Origin of the sequence: Luteibacter aegosomatissinici (assembly GCF_023078495.1) — a bacterium.
In the GTDB taxonomy this organism is placed as follows: Bacteria; Pseudomonadota; Gammaproteobacteria; order Xanthomonadales; family Rhodanobacteraceae; genus Luteibacter; species Luteibacter aegosomatissinici.
The window spans coordinates 3,064,474-3,087,695 of sequence record NZ_CP095742.1 but is presented as its reverse complement, the minus strand read 5'-3'; the positions used below and the strand labels follow the sequence as shown (position 1 = coordinate 3,087,695).

21 protein-coding genes are annotated in these 23,222 nt (G+C 65.4%); 14 read left to right on the top strand and 7 right to left on the bottom strand.

Features of this window, described 5'->3' with window-relative positions; genetic code table 11:
• Positions 1–121: 121 nt before the first annotated feature.
• Positions 122–943, bottom strand: coding sequence for an alpha/beta fold hydrolase (locus L2Y97_RS13810; protein ID WP_247427535.1), 822 nt, complete (start codon positions 941–943; stop codon positions 122–124).
• A 133-nt stretch (positions 944–1,076) separates the two neighbouring features.
• On the opposite strand from L2Y97_RS13810, the gene L2Y97_RS13805 reads away from it, so the two are divergent.
• The 3 genes from L2Y97_RS13805 (at position 1,077) to sodC (ending at position 3,545) form a co-directional block, all read left to right on the top strand.
• Complete coding sequence (locus tag L2Y97_RS13805) at positions 1,077–2,165, top strand: class I SAM-dependent methyltransferase (RefSeq protein WP_247427532.1); 1,089 nt, start codon at positions 1,077–1,079, stop codon at positions 2,163–2,165.
• The gene (locus L2Y97_RS13800; RefSeq protein ID WP_247427529.1) at positions 2,165–2,869 is read left to right on the top strand and encodes a pseudouridine synthase; all 705 of its coding nucleotides are present in this window, start codon (positions 2,165–2,167) and stop codon (positions 2,867–2,869) included. Before L2Y97_RS13805 ends, L2Y97_RS13800 begins: the two co-directional genes overlap by 1 nt.
• 145 nt (positions 2,870–3,014) lie before the next feature.
• Positions 3,015–3,545, top strand: a complete 531-nt coding sequence (gene sodC / locus L2Y97_RS13795; RefSeq protein ID WP_247427527.1) for a superoxide dismutase [Cu-Zn] SodC — start codon at positions 3,015–3,017, stop codon at positions 3,543–3,545.
• A 168-nt stretch (positions 3,546–3,713) separates the two neighbouring features.
• On the opposite strand, the gene L2Y97_RS13790 is transcribed toward sodC, so the two are convergent.
• The 4 genes from L2Y97_RS13790 to L2Y97_RS13775 all read right to left on the bottom strand — a co-directional run bounded on the left by L2Y97_RS13790 (position 3,714) and on the right by L2Y97_RS13775 (position 7,506).
• Complete coding sequence (locus L2Y97_RS13790; protein ID WP_247427524.1) at positions 3,714–4,781, bottom strand: GGDEF domain-containing protein; 1,068 nt, start codon at positions 4,779–4,781, stop codon at positions 3,714–3,716.
• A gap of 352 nt (positions 4,782–5,133) precedes the next feature.
• Positions 5,134–6,003, bottom strand: a complete 870-nt coding sequence (locus L2Y97_RS13785; RefSeq protein ID WP_247427521.1) for an oxygenase MpaB family protein — start codon at positions 6,001–6,003, stop codon at positions 5,134–5,136.
• A 54-nt stretch (positions 6,004–6,057) separates the two neighbouring features.
• On the bottom strand, positions 6,058–7,020 hold the full coding sequence (locus L2Y97_RS13780; protein WP_247427518.1) for a CorA family divalent cation transporter: 963 nt from the start codon (positions 7,018–7,020) through the stop codon (positions 6,058–6,060).
• 60 nt (positions 7,021–7,080) lie between these two features.
• Complete coding sequence (locus tag L2Y97_RS13775) at positions 7,081–7,506, bottom strand: OsmC family protein (protein WP_247427516.1); 426 nt, start codon at positions 7,504–7,506, stop codon at positions 7,081–7,083.
• 126 nt (positions 7,507–7,632) lie between these two features.
• On the opposite strand from L2Y97_RS13775, the gene L2Y97_RS13770 reads away from it, so the two are divergent.
• The 4 genes from L2Y97_RS13770 to L2Y97_RS13755 all read left to right on the top strand — a co-directional run bounded on the left by L2Y97_RS13770 (position 7,633) and on the right by L2Y97_RS13755 (position 14,937).
• Positions 7,633–7,923, top strand: a complete 291-nt coding sequence (locus L2Y97_RS13770) for a GNAT family N-acetyltransferase (protein WP_247427513.1) — start codon at positions 7,633–7,635, stop codon at positions 7,921–7,923.
• Between the two features lie 87 nt (positions 7,924–8,010).
• Positions 8,011–10,065: a S9 family peptidase gene (locus L2Y97_RS13765; protein ID WP_247427510.1), complete on the top strand. Its 2,055-nt coding sequence runs from the start codon at positions 8,011–8,013 to the stop codon at positions 10,063–10,065.
• A gap of 248 nt (positions 10,066–10,313) precedes the next feature.
• On the top strand, positions 10,314–11,858 hold the full coding sequence (locus L2Y97_RS13760) for a putative bifunctional diguanylate cyclase/phosphodiesterase (protein WP_247427507.1): 1,545 nt from the start codon (positions 10,314–10,316) through the stop codon (positions 11,856–11,858).
• Positions 11,848–14,937, top strand: coding sequence for a ligand-binding sensor domain-containing protein (locus tag L2Y97_RS13755; RefSeq protein ID WP_247427505.1), 3,090 nt, complete (start codon positions 11,848–11,850; stop codon positions 14,935–14,937). The genes L2Y97_RS13760 and L2Y97_RS13755 overlap by 11 nt, the downstream gene beginning before the upstream one ends.
• Before the next feature lie 945 nt (positions 14,938–15,882).
• Here L2Y97_RS13755 and L2Y97_RS13750 read toward each other — a convergent pair.
• Positions 15,883–16,365 carry a YajQ family cyclic di-GMP-binding protein gene (locus L2Y97_RS13750; RefSeq protein ID WP_247427502.1) on the bottom strand — a complete coding sequence of 161 codons (483 nt, stop codon included), beginning with the start codon at positions 16,363–16,365 and terminating at the stop codon, positions 15,883–15,885.
• 89 nt (positions 16,366–16,454) lie between these two features.
• Here L2Y97_RS13750 and L2Y97_RS13745 point away from each other — a divergent pair, with 89 nt between their 5' ends.
• The 4 genes from L2Y97_RS13745 (at position 16,455) to L2Y97_RS13730 (ending at position 19,831) form a co-directional block, all read left to right on the top strand.
• Positions 16,455–17,630 (top strand): BaiN/RdsA family NAD(P)/FAD-dependent oxidoreductase, encoded by a 1,176-nt coding sequence (locus tag L2Y97_RS13745; protein ID WP_247427499.1) that lies wholly within the window; start codon positions 16,455–16,457, stop codon positions 17,628–17,630.
• A gap of 17 nt (positions 17,631–17,647) precedes the next feature.
• Positions 17,648–18,532 (top strand): NAD(P)-dependent oxidoreductase, encoded by an 885-nt coding sequence (locus L2Y97_RS13740; protein WP_247427497.1) that lies wholly within the window; start codon positions 17,648–17,650, stop codon positions 18,530–18,532.
• Positions 18,533–18,632: 100 nt separating this feature from the next.
• The gene (locus L2Y97_RS13735) at positions 18,633–18,914 is read left to right on the top strand and encodes a hypothetical protein (RefSeq protein WP_247427494.1); all 282 of its coding nucleotides are present in this window, start codon (positions 18,633–18,635) and stop codon (positions 18,912–18,914) included.
• A 62-nt stretch (positions 18,915–18,976) separates the two neighbouring features.
• Positions 18,977–19,831: a dimethylarginine dimethylaminohydrolase family protein gene (locus L2Y97_RS13730; RefSeq protein WP_247427491.1), complete on the top strand. Its 855-nt coding sequence runs from the start codon at positions 18,977–18,979 to the stop codon at positions 19,829–19,831.
• Between the two features lie 4 nt (positions 19,832–19,835).
• Here L2Y97_RS13730 and L2Y97_RS13725 read toward each other — a convergent pair whose 3' ends face one another.
• Complete coding sequence (locus L2Y97_RS13725) at positions 19,836–20,711, bottom strand: PhzF family phenazine biosynthesis protein (protein WP_247427489.1); 876 nt, start codon at positions 20,709–20,711, stop codon at positions 19,836–19,838.
• Between the two features lie 127 nt (positions 20,712–20,838).
• Here L2Y97_RS13725 and L2Y97_RS13720 point away from each other — a divergent pair, with 127 nt between their 5' ends.
• The 3 genes from L2Y97_RS13720 (at position 20,839) to L2Y97_RS22385 (ending at position 23,153) form a co-directional block, all read left to right on the top strand.
• Positions 20,839–21,447, top strand: coding sequence for a rhomboid family intramembrane serine protease (locus L2Y97_RS13720; protein WP_247427486.1), 609 nt, complete (start codon positions 20,839–20,841; stop codon positions 21,445–21,447).
• A 164-nt stretch (positions 21,448–21,611) separates the two neighbouring features.
• Entirely contained in the window at positions 21,612–22,487 is an 876-nt protein-coding gene (locus L2Y97_RS13715) for a hypothetical protein (RefSeq protein WP_247427484.1), read from the top strand.
• Positions 22,488–22,595: 108 nt separating this feature from the next.
• Positions 22,596–23,153: a hypothetical protein gene (locus L2Y97_RS22385; RefSeq protein ID WP_256452047.1), complete on the top strand. Its 558-nt coding sequence runs from the start codon at positions 22,596–22,598 to the stop codon at positions 23,151–23,153.
• The last annotated feature ends 69 nt before the right edge of the window (positions 23,154–23,222 follow it).

The window sequence follows — 23,222 nt, the reverse complement described above, 5'->3', positions numbered from 1 at the left end:
CACCCTGTGGGCGACATCTTTCGCGATAACGCAGCAGGGCCTGCAACGATTCAGCGAAACATGTCGCCCACAGGGTGGGCTCCTACATGGGGTGGCGGCAGTCGGGGGCTTGTGTCGGCTATCAGCCGCGGGCGAAGGCCAACAGGTCCGCGTTGAACTTGTCCTGTTCGGTGGTCACCAGGCCGTGCGGCGCGCCCGGGTATTCCTTCAGCGTGCCGTTCTTCAGGCGTTTCACGCCGGAGCGGGCAGCGGCGTCGATGGGCACGATCTGGTCATCGGTGCCGTGGATCAGCAGCACCGGCACATCGATCTTGTCCAGGTCCGGACCGTAATCCACTTCGGAGAACTCGCGGATGCAGTCGTACTGGCCCTTCAGGCCTCCGAGCATGCCCTGCATCCAGAACGAGCGGCGCGCGCCTTCGGAGACCTTGGCACCATCACGGTTGAAGCCGTAGAACGGCAGGGAAAGGTCCCAGTAGAACTGCGAGCGATCATTCCACACACCGTCGCGAATACCGTCGAAGACGGATTTCGGCAGGCCCAGCGGGTTGGCGTCGGTCTTGATCATCTGCGGCGGCACGGCGCCGACCAGCACCGCGCGGGCTACGCGCTTCGTGCCATGGCGGCCCATGTAATGCGCCACTTCGCCACCGCCGGTGGAGTGGCCGACCAGGATGATGTCTTTCAGATCCAGCGCTTCGATCACCGCGTGCAGGTCATCGGCATACGTATCCATGTCGTTGCCATCGAACGTCTGCGTTGAGCGGCCGTGGCTCCGGCGGTCGTGCGCGATGGTGCGGAAGCCATTGTTCGACATGAACATCATCTGCGGATCCCACGCATCGGCACTGAGCGGCCAGCCGTGCGAGAACACGACCGGCTGGCCGTTACCGAAGTCCTTGTAGAAGATCTCGGTGCCGTCTTTGACCTTGATATAAGGCATGGGGGTGCATCTCCATGGGGGAAAGTCGGGAACGCAGAGTCTGGGCGGTGGTGGCGTGGTGTTATTGGACAAAAATGCGGGGGCGCGCAAAAAGATAGAATGGGAGGTCCAAGCCTTCCTGGGATAGCCCGCCTTGTCCGCCGGTACCGCCTCCGACGCCGCGCTAGAAGCGCTGTTCGTGCCCTTTACGACGGGCGAGCTCGCCTTGCCCGCGCAAGGTGGCGTGCTCATGCTGCGCGCACGTGAAGGCGTCGCCCTGCGCGAACACATTCGTCCCGGCTGGCTGCTACAGCAATCGTTCGCCCCCGCCGCCAATGCCCTGGCACGCCACCGCTACGACGTCATAGGCGATCCCGCTCTTGCAGGAGCGCGCTTGCGTGCGACTGGCGCCGCCGAAACATTCAACGTCATCCTCATCCTCCCCACCCGCCAACGCGAAGAAACCCGCGCGCTCTTCGCGCAGGCCATGCAACGGGTCTCGCCCACCGGCGTCGTTGTCGCCAGCGTGGCGAATGACGAAGGGGCGAAGACGGCCCAGGCCGATCTTGCTCTGCTGGCAGGTCCGGTAGGCCAGCTCTCCAAACACAAATGCCGCGTCTTCTGGTCGCAGGCTGGTGCGGTGCCCAATCCGGCGTTGCTTGCCGAATGGCTCGCCCTGGATGCGCCGCTGCCGATCGCGGACGGGCGCTATGTCAGCCGGCGCGGCCTGTTTGCCTGGGACCGCATCGATACCGCATCGGCGTTGCTTGCCAGCGTGCTTCCCGGCGATCTCGCTGGCCGCGTCGCCGATCTTGGCGCAGGTTTCGGCTTCCTCGCGTGCGAGGTGGTCGACCGGTGCCCGGGCGTGACATCGGTTGACCTGTTTGAAGCCGAGGGTCGTGCCATCGAACCGGCCCGCGCGAATATCGCAGCGGCCATTGCACGCAGCGGCCGTGGCATCCCTACGCGCGTCGAATGGTGCGACGTCACCCTGGGTGTCAATGGCCGCTACGACACCATCGTTTCCAATCCACCTTTTCACCAGGGCCGCGCCGACCAGCCGGATCTCGGCCGCGCCTTCATCGTTACCGCTGCCCGCGCGCTGGCGCCGGGCGGCCGCTTCTGGATGGTCGCCAACCGCCATCTTGCGTATGAATCCACGCTCGATGCCTGTTTCAAGCAGGTACGTACCGTGGTCGAGCGCGATGGCTTCAAGGTGATCGAAGCCAAGGATCCCCGTTGATGAAACTCGTACGCCTTCTCGCCAACCTCGGTTACGGCAGCCGCAAGCAGGTCGCGCAGCTGTTTCGCGAAGGGCTCGTTACTGATGCCTCAGGCGACGTGCTGTACGCCGACGACAAGGTCGAGCATGCGGATGTGCGCTTCGAGGGCGAGCCGCTTGATCCCCCGCAGGGCATGATCCTGATGCTCAACAAGCCCACGGGCTTTACCTGTTCGCGCAAGGATGTCGGGCGGCTGGTATACGACCTGCTGCCACCGCGCTTCGGCGTGCGTAATCCTGTGCTTTCCACCGTGGGGCGGCTGGACCGGGACACGTCCGGCCTGCTGTTGTTCACCGATGATGGCCAGCTACTGCACAAGATCATTTCGCCGAAGAGTGCATTGGCGAAGGTGTATGAGGCGACGCTTGCCGAAGACCTGCGCGGTGACGAAGGTGAACTGTTCGCCGCCGGCACGCTCATGCTGGAGGGCGAGAAGGACCCGCTCGAGCCTGCTGTCCTCGAGGTGCTTGGTCCGCGCCATGTGCGCCTGTCCATCACCGAAGGCCGTTACCACCAGGTGCGCCGCATGTTCGCTGCCGTCGGCAACCATGTGGAAACCCTGGGGCGCATCGCAGTGGGCGGCCTCACCTTGGGCGATCTTGAACCTGGCAAGTGGCGCCTGCTTTCGGAAAACGACATCCGAACCCTCTTCAGCTCCCTGTAGGAGCGCGCTTGCGCGCGATCCAGGCTGCGGGAGACCGTATCGCGCGCAAGCGCGCTCCTGCAGCGCGATCGCCCACCTGTGGACGCGGTGTGCACGCCCGGTGCAGTATCCCGGGCTACGCCTTATCCAACGCTGGGAGAGCAAGATGAGAAAAATCGTACTGATCGCCGCCGGGCTGCTGGTGTGTGGCGCCGCGCAGGCGGCCGACAAGAGCGTGACGGTGCCGATGACGATGGTCTCGACCGACGGTACCGGTACGTCCGTGGGCTCGGTCACGGTGAGCGAAAGCGCCGGTGGCCTCGTCTTCACCCCGGATCTCAAGGGCCTGCCGCCCGGCGAGCATGGCTTCCACCTGCACGAGAAGCCGAGCTGCGCACCGGGCGAAAAGGATGGCAAGAAGGGCGCGGCACTCGCAGCGGGCGGCCACTTCGATCCGGAGCACACCGGCAAGCATGAAGGCCCGGATTCGGCCGCAGGCCATGAGGGCGATCTGCCGAAGATCACCGTGGGGGCCGATGGCACCGATACGACGGCTGTCACGGCGCCGCGCCTGAAGAGCCTGGCCACGCTGAAGGGCCATGCGCTCATGATCCACGCGGGCGGCGACAACTACTCCGACCAGCCCAAGCCGCTGGGCGGTGGCGGGGATCGCATTGCCTGCGGCGTCGTGAAATAACCGCGATCACTTGTAGGAGCCCACCCTGTGGGCGACATCTTTTCGCCATGGCCCACACGTCCCGTGGCGTGATTCTTAAGAAGAACGCCGCACGGGGCCGGTGACGCGGTCGCGAACAGCGTCGCCCACAGGGTGGGCTCCTACGGGTAACGCGGGGTCGTGCCGGCGTCAGAACAGATCGATGCTGCCCAGCGCTACCGGCGCGCCCAGTTCGCCACGCTCGGTCAGCGTCTCGAACCCCTGCACGCTGTTCCGGCCATTCTGCTTGGCGTAGTAGAGCGCCTTGTCGGCGCGATCGAGGACGATCTCCGGGTAATCGTGCTCGCTGATCCGTGCGTAGCCGATGCTCACAGTCACATGGCCGACCTGCGGGAACGCCCAGTTCGCCACGTGCTCGCGGAACCGCTCCAGGGCACCCGCTGCCGCTGCCTCGTCTTCCGAGGCGATCAGCATGACGAACTCCTCGCCGCCGAAGCGGAACAGTACGTCGTTCTGGCGGAAGCAGGCACGCATCTGCTGGGCGAGCATCAGGATGACCTCATCGCCGTAAACATGGCCCCAGGTATCGTTGATGCGCTTGAAATGATCGATATCCAGGATGGCCAGGTAGATCTGCGCGACGTCCTCGCAGGCGATGCGGCGCTCTTCATCCTTGCGCAGCACGCGGGCGCGCTGGCGCTGGAGCTTGAGCAGGCGCTGCAGGCGCTGCTCGAAGCTGCGGCGGTTATACAGGCCGGTGAGCTTGTCGCGCTCGCTCTCGTTGAGCAGGGCAATGTAGTTGGCGTAGATACGGGCGAAGCCCTCCACCATCACGCGCACGCCATCCAGCGTATCGTCGGCTTCGAGCATGAGCGCGCCAATGGCGACGTGTTCGCGAATGATCGGCACCACCAGGCGGCAGCGACCTTCGTCGGTCACGTCGGAGATGACTTCCAGGGTCTCCATGGCGCATACGATCGTGTCCACCGGATCGCCATCGCGCATGGGTTCCACGGCTTCAACGACGCAGCGGCCATCGTTTTCGCGGGTGCAGACGGTGAGCGATTCGACCGGGTGCTGCAGGCTGTCGCCGGCTTTGCACAGCGTCACGCTCTTTACCGCGACCAGCTCGGCCATGGAGAGCACCAGGCTGTGGTCGAGGGCATCGATATCACGGTGGTGGGTGAACTCGGCCACGGAGGCCAGCAGGCGGGATTCCGGCATGCCACCGGCGAGCGAATGCCAGGGCGCGGTCACGGCCGGCCCTTTCCCGCGGCCCCACGGCCGCTGTTGAACGCAAGAAGTCGCACCGAACCCATCCTCCCCCGAGAAGGCCCCCTGTCAGGCCTGGTGATCGCGACGCACGGTGGAAGCTGCCCACTTCCCCTTGCTTACGTATAGCGACCGGCAAGCCGACAACTTTAGTGCAATTTCTCACGATTGGGTGAGAACTGTGACGAAGGTCTCACCCGTCGCCCTTCACATGTCCGCTACTCCATTGTAGGAGCCCACCCTGTGGGCGACATTTTTCGCCATACCATCGCAGCCCTGTCGCAATATCGCGAAAGATGTCGCCCACAGGGTGGGCTCCTACGGAAGGCGAGACGGGTCAGGCCCGTGGCCAGGTGGTCAGGATCCCTCGATCGACGCCCACGCGGCGACAGGAGCGGGTGGCGACGCCTTCGGTCAGCGCGGCGCGGAACAGCGGTGCCATGCCGCGCAGCGTCGCGGCGGCCACGCGGCCCTTCACCTGGTCGGCCGGTGTGCGCCGCAGCAGGTCGCTGGCCCACGGCGGCAGGAGGTGCGCGCCCGCGTGCAGGAACACGTCCCGGGACAGACCGGCCAGCGGCACGGGCAGGTCCAGGTCGGCCAACACCTCGAGTACCACGCGTGTGCGTTCGGTGTAGACGAGGGTGGGGATGATGCTGCGAACGTAATCGTCCAGTGCGGCGACAGAGCCCGGCACGTCCCGCGCGCCCAGGGCTTCGGCGACGCGTCGCGTTTCGTTGAAGTAGGCGTCGGCCGCGGCGTCGGGAACCGCCATGGGGCCGTAAGTGCGGAAGCCGGCGAGGAAGCTGGCCATCTCGCTGACGTGGACCCAGGTCAGCAGGTCGGGATCATCAGCGGAATAGGGCATGCCGGCTTCGTCCAGGCCGCGCACCTGGGCATGGATGTCGCGCACCCGGGCGATCATGTGTTGCGCTTCGGCCGTGGGCGCATAGGTGGTCCCACCGACGAACGCGGTTGTGCGACGTAACCGCCCGACCAGATCGGTACGGAAGTTCGAGTGATCCCAGACGCCGGCCAGCGCGCGCGGATGCAAGGTCTGCAGGTACAGCGCACAGAGCCCGCCGGCCAGCATGCCGCAGAAATCGTTATGGATGCGCCAGGTGACCGAATCGGGGCCGAACAGGCCCGGGTCGCCCACCGGGTGCTCGTAATCGATGCCGCCCGAAGGCGGCTTGGGAAACGCGGTCATGACCCAGCGCCGGATGGGCGCGGTAGCGGGGCGGAGCAAGTGGCCAAGCACGATTCAGTCCCCCGACCACCAGCCGCGCCACTTAAAGAACAGCACCGGTAGCGCCATGCTGATCAGCATCACCGCGATCGCCATGGGGTAGCCCCAGTGCCAGTTGAGCTCGGGCATATCCTTGAAGTTCATGCCCCATATGCCGGCCAGGATCAGCGGCGGGATCGTGGCAACGGAGGTGACGGTAAGCACTTTCATCACGTGGTTCTGGTCGGTACTGATGAAGCCCAGCGTGGCATCGAGCAGGAACTGCAACTTGTTGGTGAGCTGGTCGTCGAACTCATCCAGCGTGCGCAGGTCGTGTTCCACCACGCGCAGGCGCACCTCCACGGCGTCGGCCATCCAGTCGGGCTTTTTCGCGCGCACGAACGAAACGATGCGTTGCACGCCGAGCATCGATGAGCGGTTACGCGCCTGCATGCCTTCCAGTCGGCCCACTTCGAGCATGCAGCCGCGCAGCACCGGGGTGCCCAAACGCTCAGGGGTGAACACCCGGTCGGACAGTTTCTTCAGCTCCGCCGATACATCTTCCATGCGCTGCGCACCCAGGTTGACGATCGCCTCGATCAGTGTCGCCAGCACATCGGCGCTGGATTCCCACTTCTGGTGCTCGCAGCTTGCATTGGCCAGGTCGAACGCGGGTGACTCACTGAACCGCAGGGTCATCAGCACGTGGTTGGTCACGACGATGCCCACCGGTTGGGCGGCATGGCCGTTGTTCGTATCGGCGAAGTAGGGGATCGACAGGTACATGGCGTCGTCATCCGTGCGGATGCGACTGGATAGCGCGAGGTTCACGATATCGGAGCGTTCGGGCACGCGCAGCCCGGTGATCTCGGCGGCGCAGCGGCGCTCGTCTTCGCTGGGCTCCAGCAAGTCGATCCAGATGGGCGCCTTGGGCTTGCCCATGCCCGCGTGCCAGACGGTCGGGCGTTCGTGTTGGCCGTGTTCGTGGACGATTAGCACGTGCGTTCGGGTTCCTGGCTGCCGGTAGCGCCACCGGGCAAGCCCGGCGGCGCGGGCAGTTTACGCCTCCAGCGTGGCGTCCAACGTGATCTCGGCCTTCAACACCTTGGAGACCGGGCACCCCTCCTTCGCCTGCTTCGCGATGCCGGCGAAGGTCGCCTGGTCGGTGCCCGGGACCTTGGCGCGCGTGGTGAGGTGCACCTTGGTAATGCTGAAGCCCTCGCCATCCTTTGCCAGGGTCACGTCCGCCTTGGTCTCGATCCGGTCGGCGGTCAGGCTGTTGTTACCCAGGATGAGCGACAGGGCCATGGTGAAGCACGCGGCGTGTGCCGCACCCAGCAGCTCTTCCGGGTTGCTGCCCGGTCCATCTTCAAAGCGCGATGCGAACCCGTACGGCGCATCCTTGAGTACCCCGGTCTGGGTTGAGATGAGCCCCTGGCCTTCCTTGATGTTGCCGGTCCAGACTGCCTTGCCCCATTTCTGCATGGTGGTTCTCCGGTGGGTGATGGATTGTGCGCGTGAAGGCGCGCATGCTCTGCTCTCGACGACCCTAGCGCCTGGTCTATCGACAGAATGCGAAACGGCGCCGCTGATGGCTTGGAGAGAACGACGATGAGTGCGAACCCGAAACCGCTGGACATTACCCATGACCGGGTCAATACGGTGTTTTTGGCGAAAGTGGATGGCAGTGAGTGCGAGCTCGATTACCGCCTGGATGGCAAGACCATGACCATCACCCACACCGGGGTCCCGGATGCGGTGGCGGGGCGCGGCATCGCCAACCTGCTCACCCGCAAGGCCGTGGAAGTGGCCGCCCATAACGGCTGGAAGGTGCATCCGGCATGTTCTTACGCCGTGCGCTGGTTCGAGCGGAACACGGAGTTCAGGAACCTGCTGGTTTGACAGGTCGGCCCGGGACCACCGGCAGTTCGGTGGGACCCGGCAGGTGTGCTAGGTTTCACGGCTCCTGAACATCCTGAGCCAAAACCGATGCGTACAACGTGGATCGCCGCTGCCGTAGCGCTTGCCTGTGTCACCGCCGCCCAGGCCGAACCCGCCCCGAAAGCTGACGATCCGCGCATCGCCGCCATCCTCGAGAGCCTTGGCAAGGTTCGCACCGTGGAATCGGTGGCCCTCTCGCCCGATGGCAAACACCTGGCCTGGGCGGTGAAGACCGATGGCAAGCCGGTGCTGCAGGTCGCCGATGCCGATGGCCACAACGCGCGCCGGGTGACCGCCACGAAGGGCTGCAGCGAAACCAGCGTGGCCTGGGCTCCCGATTCGAAGCACCTGGCCTTCCTCTCCGATTGCGCCGGCAAGACCGCGGGCGTGGAGGAGGGCAAGCAGAACGACATCCAGGTGGTCGATACCACTACGAAGGCGCCGCCGCAGCGCCTGACCCACCTGACGGGCTATGTCAGCGCCCTGGAGTGGTCGGCCGATGGCAAGCAGCTCGCCTTCCTTTACGTGCCCAATGCCACCCGCCGTGCCAGTGCCACTGCCGCGGCCAAGCCGCAGTTGGGCGAGATCGGCGTGGAAGGGCTCGAGGTGCAGCAGGTCGCGACGGTCGATGCGAAGGGCGGCGCCGTGCGCGTGCTCACGCCGGCCGGCTTGCATGTGTACGAGTACGCGCTTTCTGCCGATGCGAAGCAGCTGGCCTACCTGGCCGCCGAGCCGCCGGGTGACAACAACTGGTGGGTGGCTGAGCTTTACGTCCAGCCGGCCAGCGCAGGCGCGAAGGGTAACGTCATCGTCGATACCAATAAGCTGCAGGGCCCGCTGAAGGATCTGCAAATCGCGGTACCGCGTTTCTCCCCGGATGGTTCGCGCATCGCGTTCATCGGCGGCCTGATGAGCGACCAGGGCTCCACGGGCGGCGATATCTGGACCGTTCCTGCTGCCGGCGGTTCGCCGACCGACATCACCCCGGGCACGCGCACCACGCCGGTGTGGGTATCGTGGGCCGCCAACGATCGCCTGATCGTCTCCGAGCAGGTGGCTGGGGCCAGCCGCGTGTCCAGCTACGCGGTGCCGGCCGAAGGCGTCGCCACGCCCACCACGCTGTTCGACCTGCCGATGTCGCTGGGCGATGGCCGCCTTTCCATGTCGCTGTCGCTCAGCCAGGACGCCAGCCACGCGGCGTTCATCGCCAGCTCCTTCGACAAGCCTTACGAAGTGCACACCGCTGACCTGGCTGCCAAGGCGGCCCCGGTCGCGATGACCTCGTTCAACGCCGGGCTCAAGCCGTCCTGGGGCAAGGCCGAATCCATCACCTGGAAGAACGAAGGCAACGATGTGCAGGGCTGGCTGCTGTACCCGGCCAATTACGACCCGGCCAAGCGCTACGGCATGATCGTGTCGATCCACGGTGGCCCCGCCGCGGCCGTACTGCCGCGCTGGCCCGGTAGCGGCTACGGCGCGGCGCCCTTGTCCGCCCTTGGCTACTTCGTGTTCATGCCCAACCCGCGTGGCAGCTTTGGCCAGGGCGAGGCCTTCGTGCAGGCCAACCGCAAGGATTTCGGTTACGGCGACCTGCGTGATGCGCTGGCCGGCGTCGATACGATCGAAAAGACCCACCCGGTGGATGACAAGCGCCTGGGCCTCACCGGCTGGAGCTACGGCGGCTTCATGACCATGTTCGCCGTGACCCAGACCGACCGCTTCAAGGCGGCCGTGGCTGGCGCGGGTATCTCCAACTGGCAGAGCTATTACGGCCAGAACCTCATCGACCAGTGGATGAAGCCGTATTTCGGTGCCTCGGTCTATGACGATCCGGGCGTTTACGGCAAGAGTTCGGCCATCAACTACATCAAGAACGTGAAGACCCCCACCCTGGTGGTGGTCGGCGAGCGCGATGCCGAGACCCCGGCCCCGCAGTCGTTCGAGTTCTGGCATGCCCTGCGTGCCCAGGGTGTGCCGACCTCGCTGGTGGTTTACCCCGGCGAAGGCCACGGTTTTGCCCGCGATGCCAGCCGCCGCGACGTGCTGGCGCGGGCCCTGGCCTGGTTCGATACCTACCTGGCCGCCCCCGCCAAGGGCCGCTGACCGGCCCCCGACGAACGGCACGGATTGCGTTTTTTCGCCGAGCCAGCATCATGCGTACCGGAACCGCCGATCTCACGAAATGTGAAGACGGCGGGATGCGGTATCGCAAGGGGCATTAAAGTTGGGAGCGCCCATGGCCGATAAGACACGGATGAGTGGTATCGCGTCCGGGCTCTCCTCAGGCTCCTCGGCGAGGTCACAATGTTTGGTTGGTCCCAGCGCCTGGCAATGCCGGGCCGGAGCGAGGCGTGCTGACAATTAGCGTCGAAAACGGCATGCACCATGCCGTCTCGAACTGCGCACGCTGGCCCTTCGCAGGGTCGGGCGCCCCCGGCTGCTCGGGATTCGGCACCAGCGGCGCCGGCCTGGGCTGGCTGGTGACCCTGGTGGTGGTGTGTGCCGTGGCCTCGGTGGTCATCGCCATGCTCATGACCCAGCGGCGCAAGCTGCACGCCAGGCTGAAGGACCCCCGCGAGGTAGCCCGCCGGGCCCTGCAATTCCACGCCTACCACGACACGCTGACCGGGTTGCCCAACCGCGCCTTCCTCATGCAAGAGCTGGAGGAGGCCCTGAAGGAACCCCGCGACAGCATGCTCGCGGTGATGTTCATCGACCTGGATGGCTTCAAGTCGATCAACGACACCCTGGGCCACGAGGCCGGTGATACCTTCCTGCGGGCAGTGGCCACCTCCCTGCGCAGCAGCGTGCGGGAGCGCGATACGGTGTCGCGCTTTGGCGGCGACGAGTTCGTCGTGGTGGTCAAGGCCTACGGTGGCATGGAGAACCTGGTGCGGGTGTGCCGCAAGGTGCTCGATCTGGTGTCCCAGCCCGTTAGCGTGGCCGGTCAGCTGGTGGCGGTCAGCCCGAGCATCGGTGTCGCCATTGCCCCGAAGGATGGTCGTGAGGCCGAGGCCCTCATTCGCAACGCGGATGCCGCCATGTACGCGGTGAAGGAAACCGGCAAGGCCGATTTCCGCTTCTACGAAGAGGGCATGCTTGAAGCGGCCCGCGAGCGCCTGGCGCTTACCGTGGAACTGCGCGAGGCCCTGCAGCGCGGCGAGCTCGATGTGGAATACCAGCCCAAGCGCAACCTGCGCGATGGCAGCCTGGCCGGCGTAGAGGCGCTGGCGCGCTGGCATCACCCGGTGCGCGGCGATGTGCCGCCCTCGGTCTTCGTGGCGGTGGCCGAGCGTTCGGGGCTTATCCATGCGCTGGGCGAGTATGTGCTGCGCGCGGTACTGGCCCAGGTGCAGCAATGGGATACCGCCGACCGGCATGTGGATTACGTGGCGATCAACCTCTCCATGCACGAGCTGAGTCGCCCGGCATTCGTTGAAACGCTGCACCGCGTGGTGCGCTCGTTCGGTGTGGACCCCACGCGCATCCGTTTTGAACTGACTGAATCGACCGCGATGCGCGAGCCGGAAGAGACCCTGCGCCAGCTGGTGAAGCTGCGCTCGCACGGTTTCGACCTGCTGATCGATGACTTCGGCGCCGGGTACTGGAACCTTAGCCACCTGCGTGAGCTGCCGGTGGGCACCATCAAGATCGACCAGAGTTTCGTGCGCGGCAGCGATTCGAACCTGGCCGACCGGGAAATCACCGAGGCCATTGTTGGCCTGGCCAAAAAGCTGAACATGCGCACGATCGCCGAGGGCGTGGAGACCGAAGCGCAGGCCGATTGGCTGCGCGGCCTGGGCTGCGATGTCGGCCAGGGCTATTTCTTCGCACGCCCCATGACGGCTGACGCTTTCAGCCGTTACCTCGACCCTTCGATGGCTTATGCGGGCTGAGCGTACGAATCGGCCCTCCCGCTTCCTCCTGTTGCGCGCGCTGCTGGTTTCATTTGTCACCTCTGTGTTGTGCATCGGCGGCGTCGCGGCGCAGATCGCGCCGAAGGTAGCGGTCGATCCGTGGGCCGCTTACGAGACGGCCTGGTTCGATACCGTGGGCGTGGCCGATGGATTGCCGCACTCGACCACCACGGCCATCGTGCAGGACAAGGCGGGGGTCATCTGGATCGGCACGTTTGGCGGCCTGGCCCGTTACGACGGCTACCGCATGCAGGTCTTCGGCCAGGAGCCGGATTCGTACGGCGGGGCCGTGCTGCCCGATGCCTATGTACGCGCGCTGATGCCGCTGGATGACGGCGGCCTGCTCGTCGGTACCAATGCCGGCGGCCTGCTTCGGTTCGATCCCAAGGCCGTGCGTTTTCATCTTTACCCGGTGGGGAAGGGTGGTACGGCCAACGGCAAGGTGTTTGCCATCGCCCGTTCGCATGATCCGGATGTGTTCTGGATCGCTACCGAAGGGGGCCTGGACAAGCTCCAGCTCTCCACGGGCACCATCACCCACGCCTCTGGCCAGCCCGGCGACGATCCGTCCATGGTGCCGCGTACGTTCGCGGTCAACGAAGACAGTGCTGGCAATGTATGGCTAGGCCTGGATAACGGCGTGTTCGTGCGCAAGCCCGGTGGTCACTTCGAGCGGGTGGTGTCGAACGACCCCGAGATCGATCCGATCCTGCACGACCAGGTCTGGGCGCTGTACCAGGACAGCAAGGCGCGGATGTGGATCGGTACCGGGCAGTCGGGTGCGGTGTTTGTCACGGCCGACGGGCATGCGCACGCGGTCCCGGGGTACTCAGGCAAGGCCGGCATGGCGCGCCGGCGCACGATCCGCGCGTTCCGCGAAACCCCCGAGCATGTGTTGTGGGCGGCGACCGACGGCGCGGGCGTCGTTACCTACGATTTCAACACCGGGCAGTTGCGTGGGTTGTCGCATGACGCCGCCATGGCCTCCTCGCTGCCGGGCGACATCACCCGCGACATCTTCCAGGATCGCACCGGGAACATCTGGGTGGCGACCGAGCTGGGCGCGGCCCATTACGATCCGAATGGCCGCAAGGTCTTCTCGGTGCTGCCGTCGCCCCTGCAATCGCACACGCTTTCCAACGCCAACGTCCATTCGGTGTTTGTAGACCCGCGGGGGCGTGTCTGGCTCGGCCTCGGCATGGGCCGCGTGGATGTGCTCGATCTCGCCACGGGCGGCATGCGCCACCTGCAGCTGGGCGGTGAGCAGGCCGAGCGGGATGTGCAGGCATTTGTCGTGGCGCCGGATGGCTCGATCTGGGCCGGCGCGCAGGGTGTATCGCGCATCGATCCGAACACCTTTGCGCTGCAGAGCTCCATGATCCCTTCGCTGGATGGCCGGCTCATCCTCTCCATACAGCGTGACGGGGATGACCTGCTCATCGGTACCTACGATGGCTTGTTCCGCTACAACACGGTGACGCGCGAGCTGCGGCAGATGCGCCACGACGACAAGGATCCACGCAGCCTGGTGGGTGACCAGGTCCGGCACATCGTGCGCATGGCGCATTCATGGTGGTTCGCGACGATCAGCGGCATCAGCATTGCCTACGATGGCGAGCCCGGCTTTGTGAATATCCGCCACGAGCCCGCCGATCCGCGGAGCCTGCCGCAGGATTACACCGGCTCGATGGCGTTCGATTCACACCACCGCCTGTGGCTGGGTACGTTCGGTGGCATCGCTTACCTCGATGAATTCAACGAGCGCGGGCCGTTCCGTTTTGGATTGATCGGTGCGCGCGAGGGGCTGGTGAATACCAAGATCAACGCGCTGCTCGTCGACCGCGACGATCGCGTGTGGGCCTCCATGGCGAACGGCGTGGCGATGGTGGATGCCGCAAGCCACCGTGTATTCGACCTGGGCATCCGCGATGGCCTGCGTATTCCGAGCTATATCCATCGTGCCGCGGCGGAGGCGCCGGGTGGTGAGCTGATGTTCGGCGGGCTAGGTGGCCTGACCGTGGTCCGGCCGTATTGGGTGGCGCCCGAGGTGGCGACGCCGCAGCTTGCGGTAACGCATATCGCGATGAACGAGAAATCCGTGCCGCTGGCCGCGTTGCCGGCCGAGGGCGGCCGGATCAAGCTGGATGGTGACGGCCGTAACCTGCGCGTGGATTTCGCGCTGCTGGATTACCGTGCGCCGCAGGAAACGCATTACGCGTACCGCATGGACGAGACGGATTCGTCCTGGAACGAAGTGGCGCGTGGTATTCCGCCGAGCGCAATCTACACGAACCTGGCGAGCGGCACATACACACTGCGGCTGCGCGCGACCATGCGCGGGCTGGATGCGCGCACGATCGAGACATCGGTGCGGGTCGAGGTGGTGCCGCGCTGGTATGAGAGCCCGTGGACGCTGCTGCTGGGCGTGGCGCTGGCGGTGGCGATGTTCTTTGGGCTGGTGTACCTGCGCACGTTGTTCCTGCGCCGCCGTGCAGAGTTGCTGCAGGCACAGGTGGAGGCGCGTACGCGCGACCTTAAGGCGGCCAATGAGCGCCTGGATCACCTGGCGGGTACGGATGAGCTGACGGGTTCGCTGAACCGCCGGCGGTTCCTGGAGCAGGCGGAGCGGGTACGCCAGGGCGCGGCGACGGATGGTATTCCGTTCAGCATGGTGTTGCTGGATATCGACGACTTCAAGACGGTGAACGATACGTTCGGGCATCTGGCGGGGGATACGGTGATCCGGGAGACGATGCGGGTGATTTCGTCGATGTGCCGTGCGGATGATCTGGCGGGCCGCTTTGGTGGCGAGGAGTTCATTCTTTGCTTGCCGGGGGCACTGGCGGAGCATGCGCTGGATATCACGGAGCGGGTGCGACATGCGCTTGCTTCGCAGGTGATCGTGCACGGGGATTATCGTATCCGCATTACGGTGAGCGCGGGCGTGGCGATGTGGCGTGCGCCGGAGTCACTGAATTCGCTGCTCGGCCGCGCGGATGAGGCGCTGTACGAGGCGAAGAACGACGGGCGTAATCGCAGTCGTATTGCCGGCCTTTGACCAGGGCTTGCCTTCGGCTTCGCGCTTTTCAAGCGGTTCATTCGCTGGCGCGAATGCATGTAGCCAGCGGCTTCGCCGCCTCGCTCTGGTTGGGATGAGGCCGAGAGCCGTCGGTGCCCACCCTCGCTGCTCAGACAGGTCCTCCGCGTTCGGTGCGGAATGCCGCTGCGCGGCATGGTTTACCTATATGGCCTACGGCCGCTCTCTTGTGCGGAACTCGCCTCGAGGGTGGGCACCGACGGCTCTCTTCACCCATGAGGCTTCGTGGGGGCGAGCTCGCTGCTGGTGCGCCATGCCGTTGTAGGAGGCCACCCTGTGGCCGACAGCTTTCGCGATACCGCCGCAGGGCCTGGGTGCTCGGCGAAAAGATGTCGCCCACAGGGTGGGCTCCTACAAGATGTGCCACGAATTAATGAATGAACACGCACGGCTCGTGTAGGAGCGCGCTTGCACGCGATCAACCCACGCAGCGATGACGCCATAACGCATCACCACGCGACGATCGGCAAACGCTGCCAAGACGCCGCGCTTGCCGATACACGCCGCACGGCCGCCCCTGTCGGGTGACGGAGCCGCTGTCCGCCCACGCATGCGCGACCGCACCGATCTCCCCGCAGACAACGCCGCGGCTCTCCACCCACCCAACCTCATGGGTCAAAAGAGCCGTCGGTGCCCACCCTCGAGGCGAGTTCCGCACAAGAGAGCGGCCGTAGGCCAGCCTTAGATGGGGCTGGCCCATGGCTCGTTCGCGGGGCGGCGGTTGTAGGAGCGCACCTTGTGCGCGAATCGAGGACACGGCGGCGTAGCCGCAGCATCGACGCGAGGGTGGGCACCGACGGCTCTTCGCCTCAACACCTCAAGCGCGAGGCGGCGCAAGCCGCTGGTCACACGCATTCGCGCCAGCGAATGAACCGCTTGATCAGGCGCGAAGCCGAACGCGAGCCGTTAGTCGCGGAAGTTCTCGAACTGCAGCGGGAGTTCGAAATCGGCCTTGCGGAGCAGGGCGATCGCGTCCTGGAGGTCGTCGCGCTTCTTGCCGGTGACGCGGATTTTCTCGCCGTTGATCTGTGCTTCGACCTTGAGTTTCGCTTCCTTGATTTTCGCGATGATCTTCTTGGCGACAGGCTGTTCGATACCCTGCTTCACGGTCACTTTCTGCCGGGCTTCCGCCAGGTTGGTTTCCACCTTGCCCACATCCAGTGCACGCACGTCGATCTGGCGCGCGGCCAGGCGTGTGCGCAGGATCTGGTGGATCTGCTCGATCTGGAATTCGTTATCGGCCTTCTGCGTGATGACGCTGTCTTCCAGCTCGAACTTCGCCTTGGTGCCCTTCAGGTCAAACCGGTTCGACACCTCGCGGTTTGCCTGGTCCACCGCGTTGCTCAATTCGTGCTTATCGACTTCCGAAACGATGTCAAAGGAAGGCATGGGGGGAAATCCTCGCTAGGGGTTACAGCCGACAAGTTTACGCGACCCGGCTACCATATGCGTTTGCACCATCAGGCAGGCCCCCACCCATGGAATACGATGCCATCGTCATCGGCGCAGGCGCCGCCGGGCTGATGACCGCCATCGTCGCCGGCCAACGGGGCCGGCGGGTGCTCGTGGTCGATCACGCCAATAAAGCCGGCAAAAAGATCCTCATGTCCGGCGGCGGGCGCTGTAATTTCACGAATACCAACACCACCCCCGCCAACTTCCTCAGCCGCAACCCGCATTTCTGCAAATCGGCCCTGGCCCGGTACACCCCCTGGCACTTCATCGACCTGGTCGAGAAGCACCGGATCAAATACCACGAGAAGAGCCCTGGCCAGCTGTTCTGTGACGAGTCCTCCAAGCTCATTGTCCGCATGTTGCTCGATGAATGCGCGGCGGCCGGCGTGCGGGTGGAGCTGAACACGGGGGTCACGAAGATCAAGGCGGGCGATGGCGGCTTCGGCTGCGATACACCCCTGGGTCACGTGCGGGCGCCGTCGCTGGTTATCGCCACCGGCGGTTTGTCCATCCCCAGCCTGGGGGCCAGTGGCTTCGGCTACGACGTGGCCAAGCAGTTCGGCCACGCGGTGCTGCCCGTTCGGGCTGGCCTGGTCCCGCTGACGCTTAGCGGGAAGCACCAGGAGCGTTACGACGGCCTGGCTGGCGTGGCGTTGCCCATTGAGGCGCGAGCCCACGGTACGGCGTTCCGTGACGCCATGTTGTTCACCCACCGCGGGGTGAGTGGGCCAGCCATCCTGCAGATCTCCTCGTACTGGGAACCCGGCGTGGACCTTCGCCTGGATCTGCTCCCGGGCGCCGACGCCTACGAAGCCCTGCGCGTGGGTCGCGAGGAACGCCCCGCCGCGGAGTTCCGCACCGTGCTTTCCAGCCTGTTGCCGCGCCGCCTGGCGGAGCGCCTTTGTGAGGTCTGGATCCCCAGCAAGCCGATGCGCCAGTACCGTGACGCCGAATTGAACGACATCGCGGCACAGTTGCAGGACTGGCCGCTGGTCGCCAGCGGCACCGAGGGCTACCGCACGGCCGAAGTTACCCTGGGCGGCGTCGATACCGATGAGGTCTCGTCGGCGACGCTAATGTCCAAGCGCCAGCAGGGCCTCTACTTTGTTGGCGAGGTGCTCGATGTGACGGGCCACCTCGGTGGCTACAACTTCCAGTGGGCCTGGGCATCCGGCCATGCGGCCGGCCAGGCTCTTTAAGTACAGGAGCAGTCGCAATGCGTATTGGTTTTCTCGGATTGGGCAGCATGGGCGCGGGCATGGCCGCGAACCTGATCAAGGGCGGCCACGACGTGGTGGTGTGGAACCGCAGCGCCGAGGCGGCCAGGCCGCTGGCGGAGCAGGGCGCGAAGGTCGCCGCATCGCCCGCGGAGGCGGTGAAGGGTGCCGAAGTCGTCCACAACATGCTGGCTAATGACGCCGCCGTGCGCGATGTCATCCTGGGGGGCGGTGGCGTACTGGCCGCGCTGGAGCCCGGTGCCGTGCACGTCAACCACGCCACCATCTCGGTGGCGCTCGCGCAGGAGCTCGCGGATAGCCATGAGGCCCGCGGCGTGGGTTTCGTCTCCGCGCCCGTGTTCGGCCGCCCGGCCGTGGCCGCAGCCGGTGAGCTCAACATGGTCGCTTCCGGCAAGCCCGCGGCCATCGCGAAGGTGCAGCCGCTGCTGGAGCTGCTGGCGGCGAAGGTGTGGCCCATGGGCGATGACCCGATCCGCGCCGCCGTGGTGAAGATCGGCGGCAATTTCCTCATCGGCGCCGCTATCGAAAGCATGGCCGAGGCCAGCGCGCTGACCCGGTCCTATGGGGTGGAGGCGAAGGATTTCCTCGAGGTCATGCAGAACACCCTGTTTTCCGCGCCGGTGTACAAGATCTACGGCGGCATGATCGCCGCGAACACCTACGAGCCGGTCGGGTTCAAGCTCAGCCTGGGTTTCAAGGATGTGGGCCTGGCCCGCGCAGCGGCCGAGGCCCGGCGGGTACCGATGCCCGTGGCGAGCGTCCTGCACGACGCCTTGCTGGAATCGCTGGGCCGCGGGGATGGTGACATCGACTGGGCCGGCCTGGCCCGCGTGGCCGCCGCCCGGGCCAACCTGAAGGATTGAAGCGTTAGAGCGTTTTTACGCACGTCTTCACAATCGCTACGCCGCCGGGTTGGTGACAATCGGGCGGCACGATGTTGTGCGGCTTCCCAGGCGAGAAAACATGACCGCAAGCTGGAAAACGGTGTACGAGGGCCAGCACGAGGGCCGGGCGGTGACCGTGCGTGAGTCGAACGACGGCACGTTCAAGGTGCTGACCAAGCAGACCGTGCACGACGAAGGCATCGCGTACCAGGATGGCCACCGCTTCGTCCACGTCTCGCCCGCCAGTGTCGGTGAGCAGGTGGAGAGCGAGGTAAACTCCCGGGAGTCCCTGCGCGAGGCGCTGATGGAGCTGCATTTCTCCTCGCTTTCGGTGGATGCGATCTGCGACGGCCTGCATTGACGCGCCACCGCGCCTTTCTGCCATGATGGGGGCTCGTTCCCCCGTCAAGGCGCATAGCTTCCATGGCAGAAACGACCCCGACCTTCGAGCGCACGGTGCCTCGCATCCTGATGTGCGCCCCCACGTATTTCGAGGTCAGCTACGTCATCAATCCCTGGATGACCGGCCATGTACATGACACCACGAGCGAACGCTCCGAGCGTCAGTGGGATGCGCTTCGTGAGACGGTGCAGCGCCACGCCGACGTGGTGATCCAGCCCCCGGCACCGGGGCAGCCCGATATGGTGTTCGCCGCGAACGCGGGCCTGGTGTTCGGCAACAGCTTCGTGCCCAGCCGCTTTCGCTACGACGAGCGCAAGGGCGAAGAGCCGCATAACCATGCGTTCTTTGCCCGGCACGGCTTCGATATCGTGGAACTGCCGGACGGCATCTTCTTCGAGGGTGCCGGTGATGCGCTGTTCGATCGCGGGACGAACCGTCGCCTGTGGATGGGCCACGGCCACCGCTCCGACCTGGATGCCGCCCCGGCGCTGGCCCGGTTGCTGGATGTCGAGGTGCTGCCACTGAAGCTGGCCGATCCGCGCTTCTACCACCTGGACACGTGTTTCTGTCCGCTGGCGAATGGCTACACGCTGTATTTCCCGGCGGCCTTCGATGCGGCCTCGCTCGCGCTGATCGAGCGCCACGTGCCGCCTTCAGAGCGGATCATCGTGGATGAACACGATGCCGTGGCATTCGCCTGCAACGCGGTGAACGTGGGCCGCGTGGTTATCCTCAACCGTGCCAGCCCGGATTTGCGTTCGCGTCTGGAGGCTGCCGGGTTCATGGTCATCGAGGTCGCCCTCGATGAGTACATGAAGTCCGGTGGGGCGGCGAAGTGCCTGACCCTGCGCCTGGATGAAGCGATGGGCGCCTGAGTGATCAGGCGTCGCGCCAATCCACGCTGCCATCGATGATGGTGTTGGTGCGGCCGCCCACCCACACGTGTTCGCCCTCGATGCGAATGATGATCCGGGCATCGTGGCCCACTTCGCGGCCCTGGCTGACGACATAACCCCTGGCCAGTGCACCGCTGGTGTCATGCGTGGCGACGTAAGCGGCAATCAGGCCGTTGGCGGCGCCCGAGGCGGGATCCTCGACAATGCCGACGCCCGCGGGAAAGGCGCGGACGGCCAGGCCTTCGGGGGTGCGTGCGAAGATGCACAGGCCCAGCGTATCGGTGGCCAGCGCCAGGGCACGGATGGCCGCGTGATCGGGCCGCCAGCCGCGCAGGGCGGCTTCATCGGCAAATTCAGCAACCCACCAGCGGCGGCCACCTTCCACGCAGGCCGGCTTCAGCGCGCCGAGGGCGACGCCATAGAGCACGCTTGAAAGGCATTCGCCGCCGCGCGAGGCATCGCCGACGACGCGCGCCTTGGGCGATTGCACGAACAGCTCGCGCTCGGGACCCGTCCCTTCCACGAGGATCGGAAGCACGCCGGCGCCGCATTCCTGCCAGACGACGCCTGCCGCATCCGGCGTGATCAGGCCGGCGTCCAGCGCGGCATGCGCGCTGCCGATCGTGGGGTGGCCGGCGAAGGGAATTTCCTTGCTGGGCGTGAAGATACGCGCGCGGTAATCGGCGCCTTCGGCACGTGCCGGGAGCAGGAACGTGGTCTCGACCAGGTTGGTCCAGTGGGCAAAGCGCTGCATGCGTTCGTCCGACCAGCCCTGGGCATCGATCACTACGCCGAGGGGGTTGCCACCGCCATGGCGGGCGGCGAAGACATCGAGCTGCTTGTATCGAATGGGGGACATCGGCAGGGGTGGGGAAGGGGGGGGCGTGAATGATAGCCCCCATCGGGGGTGTGGCGGGGTTCACAAGCCCGCGCGATGCCGCCAAGATGCGCGCTGGTTTGCCGTTTCCAGGACGCAGTCGTCACGCATGATCACCACGATCCTCATTATCCTCGTGACCTGTGTGGTCTCGTTCATCGCGCTACAAAACCGCCGGCTCATGGATGACCTGGTGCTGTGGCCACCCGCGATCAACCGCAGCCGCGAGTACTACCGCCTGGTGAGCTATGGCCTGGTGCACGCGGATTTCGGCCACCTGTTCTTCAACATGCTCACGCTGTTCTTCTTCGGCCGGGTCATGGAGCAGCTCTACACCGCCTCGATGGGACCCTTGGGCTTCGTCACGTTCTATATCGGCGCGCTGCTCTTTTCGATTCTTCCGACGTATATGAAGAACCGCAAGAATGCCGGTTACACCAGCCTTGGCGCGTCGGGCGCGGTGTCCGCCGTGCTGTTCGCTTATGTGCTGATCGCTCCGTGGTCGAAGATCCTGGTGTTTATCATTCCGATGCCCGCGATCCTCTACGCCATCCTGTTCGTGGTGTATTCGATCTACATGGATCGCCGGGGCGGCGATAACGTCAACCATGGCGCCCACCTGTGGGGTGCGGCCTACGGCGTGTTGTTCACCATCATCCTGCGCCCGGATGTGCTCCCGCACTTTCTTAGTGTCATCTCGCAGCCAGGCGCTTTCTGATTCGGAACTGAACTTTTCCGACAAATTGATGTGACTTCCGCCGACATGTGTTAGATCATCCGACTACCGGATCGTTTTGATCGCTTTTGATCGTCCGGCATGCACGCGGGTTTCCCCGCTGGGGGGCGGTTCGCGTCGGCTACTACCGCAGGAGGAGTGAGCGCATGGCAACCACCCGTAAGTCTGCCGCGAAGAAGTCCACGGCGAAGAAATCGGCAACGAAGAAATCCGCAGTAAAGAAGGCATCGGTCAAGAAAGCCGCTGCCGCGAAGAAAGCCGTACGCAAGGCCGCACGTCCCGCCGCGAAGAAAGCGGTGAAGAAGGCGCCGGCCCGCAAGGCGGCGGCAAAGAAGGTCGCGAAGAAGGCCGCTACCAAGAAGGCCGCGACCAAGAAAGTCGCGACCAGGAAGGTAGCGACGAAGAAGGCGGCGAAGAAGGCATCGGTCAAGAAGGCCGTGGCCCGCAAGGCGCCCGCCAGGCGCACCGTTGCGAAGAAGGCCGCGCCCAGGCCGGCGGCTCGCAAGGCCGCAGCGAAGAAGGTCGCGGTTGGCGCATCGCCGAAGACGGCGGGGCGGAAAGCGGCAGCGAAGCGGGTAACCGTGGGTGCCGCGCCGAAGACGGCCAGCCGCAAGACGGCAGCAAAGAAGGTTTCCGTGGGCACGGCACCGAAGACCGCCAGCCGCAAGGCGGCCCCGAAGAAGGCACCGGCGACGAAGCCCGTCGCACCGGCCGCGACACCGCCGAAGGCGGCACGCACGGCGCCGCGTCCGCGTCCCGCGCCGAAGGCCAAGCCCGCCGCGCCCGCGAATGAGCCGGTCCAGCACATCAGCCAGGAAGAGGCCGTGGCGCATATCCAGGCTTTGCTCGAGGCGAAGAAGGAGCGCGATCGCCAGCCGCCGTCGTGGCCAGCCGGTGATCGCAATGGCAACCCGGGTACGCAACCGGGTAACGAGACGGATGCGCCCAAGGTGCCGTCGCCGGAAGCCAGCTATTCCAACAGCGCGCACGAGCGCGGCGATCAGCAGAAGAACAAGGGCTGATCCGTTCCGCCTGAACAGAGGGAAAGGGCCGCTTTCGCGGCCCTTTCTTTTTTAGCGCCCGTTCAACGAACGCGGCGCAGTGTGGGAATCACTCACACCGAGGCTCGTATGCGCCGATTGTCGCTGCCCCTGCTGGCTTTGCCTGCCTGTCTTGCGCTCACCGGGTGTTACTACGATCCGGGCTATGGCTACGTGCGTAATGGCACGGGTGCGGATACGTATTACGGCACGCAAACCACGACGACCGTGGTGGGCGGCGGTGTCGGCTATTACGACGGTCCGGACTACGGCTATTACGGGTACGGCGGGTGCTGTTATGGCGGCACCACGGTGATCTATCGCGATGCGTATGGCCGCCGTTATTACGGCGACCGTTATGGGCACGGCCGTCCACCGCCGCCAGGCGGTTGGAATAACCGACCGCCGCCGCGGCCCGGTGATGGTGGCTGGCACGGCCGCCCGCCACCGCCGGGTGGGTGGGGTAACCGCGGGGACGATCACCGGCCGCCGCCGGGTGGCTGGCACGATGGTGGCAGGCCGCCTCCGCCGGGTGGATGGCATGGTAACCGGCCATCGCCGCCGTCGAACGTGGGCGGTGGTCAGCGGCCGCCGCAAGGATCGCCCGGGCAGGGGCGCGATCGCGGTTCGCGCGGCAGGCGGGATTGAGCTGACATCGCTTAGCGTCATACGCCGACACAGCGTGTAGAGCCATTGCCTTTGTGTTGCCTCCTACGC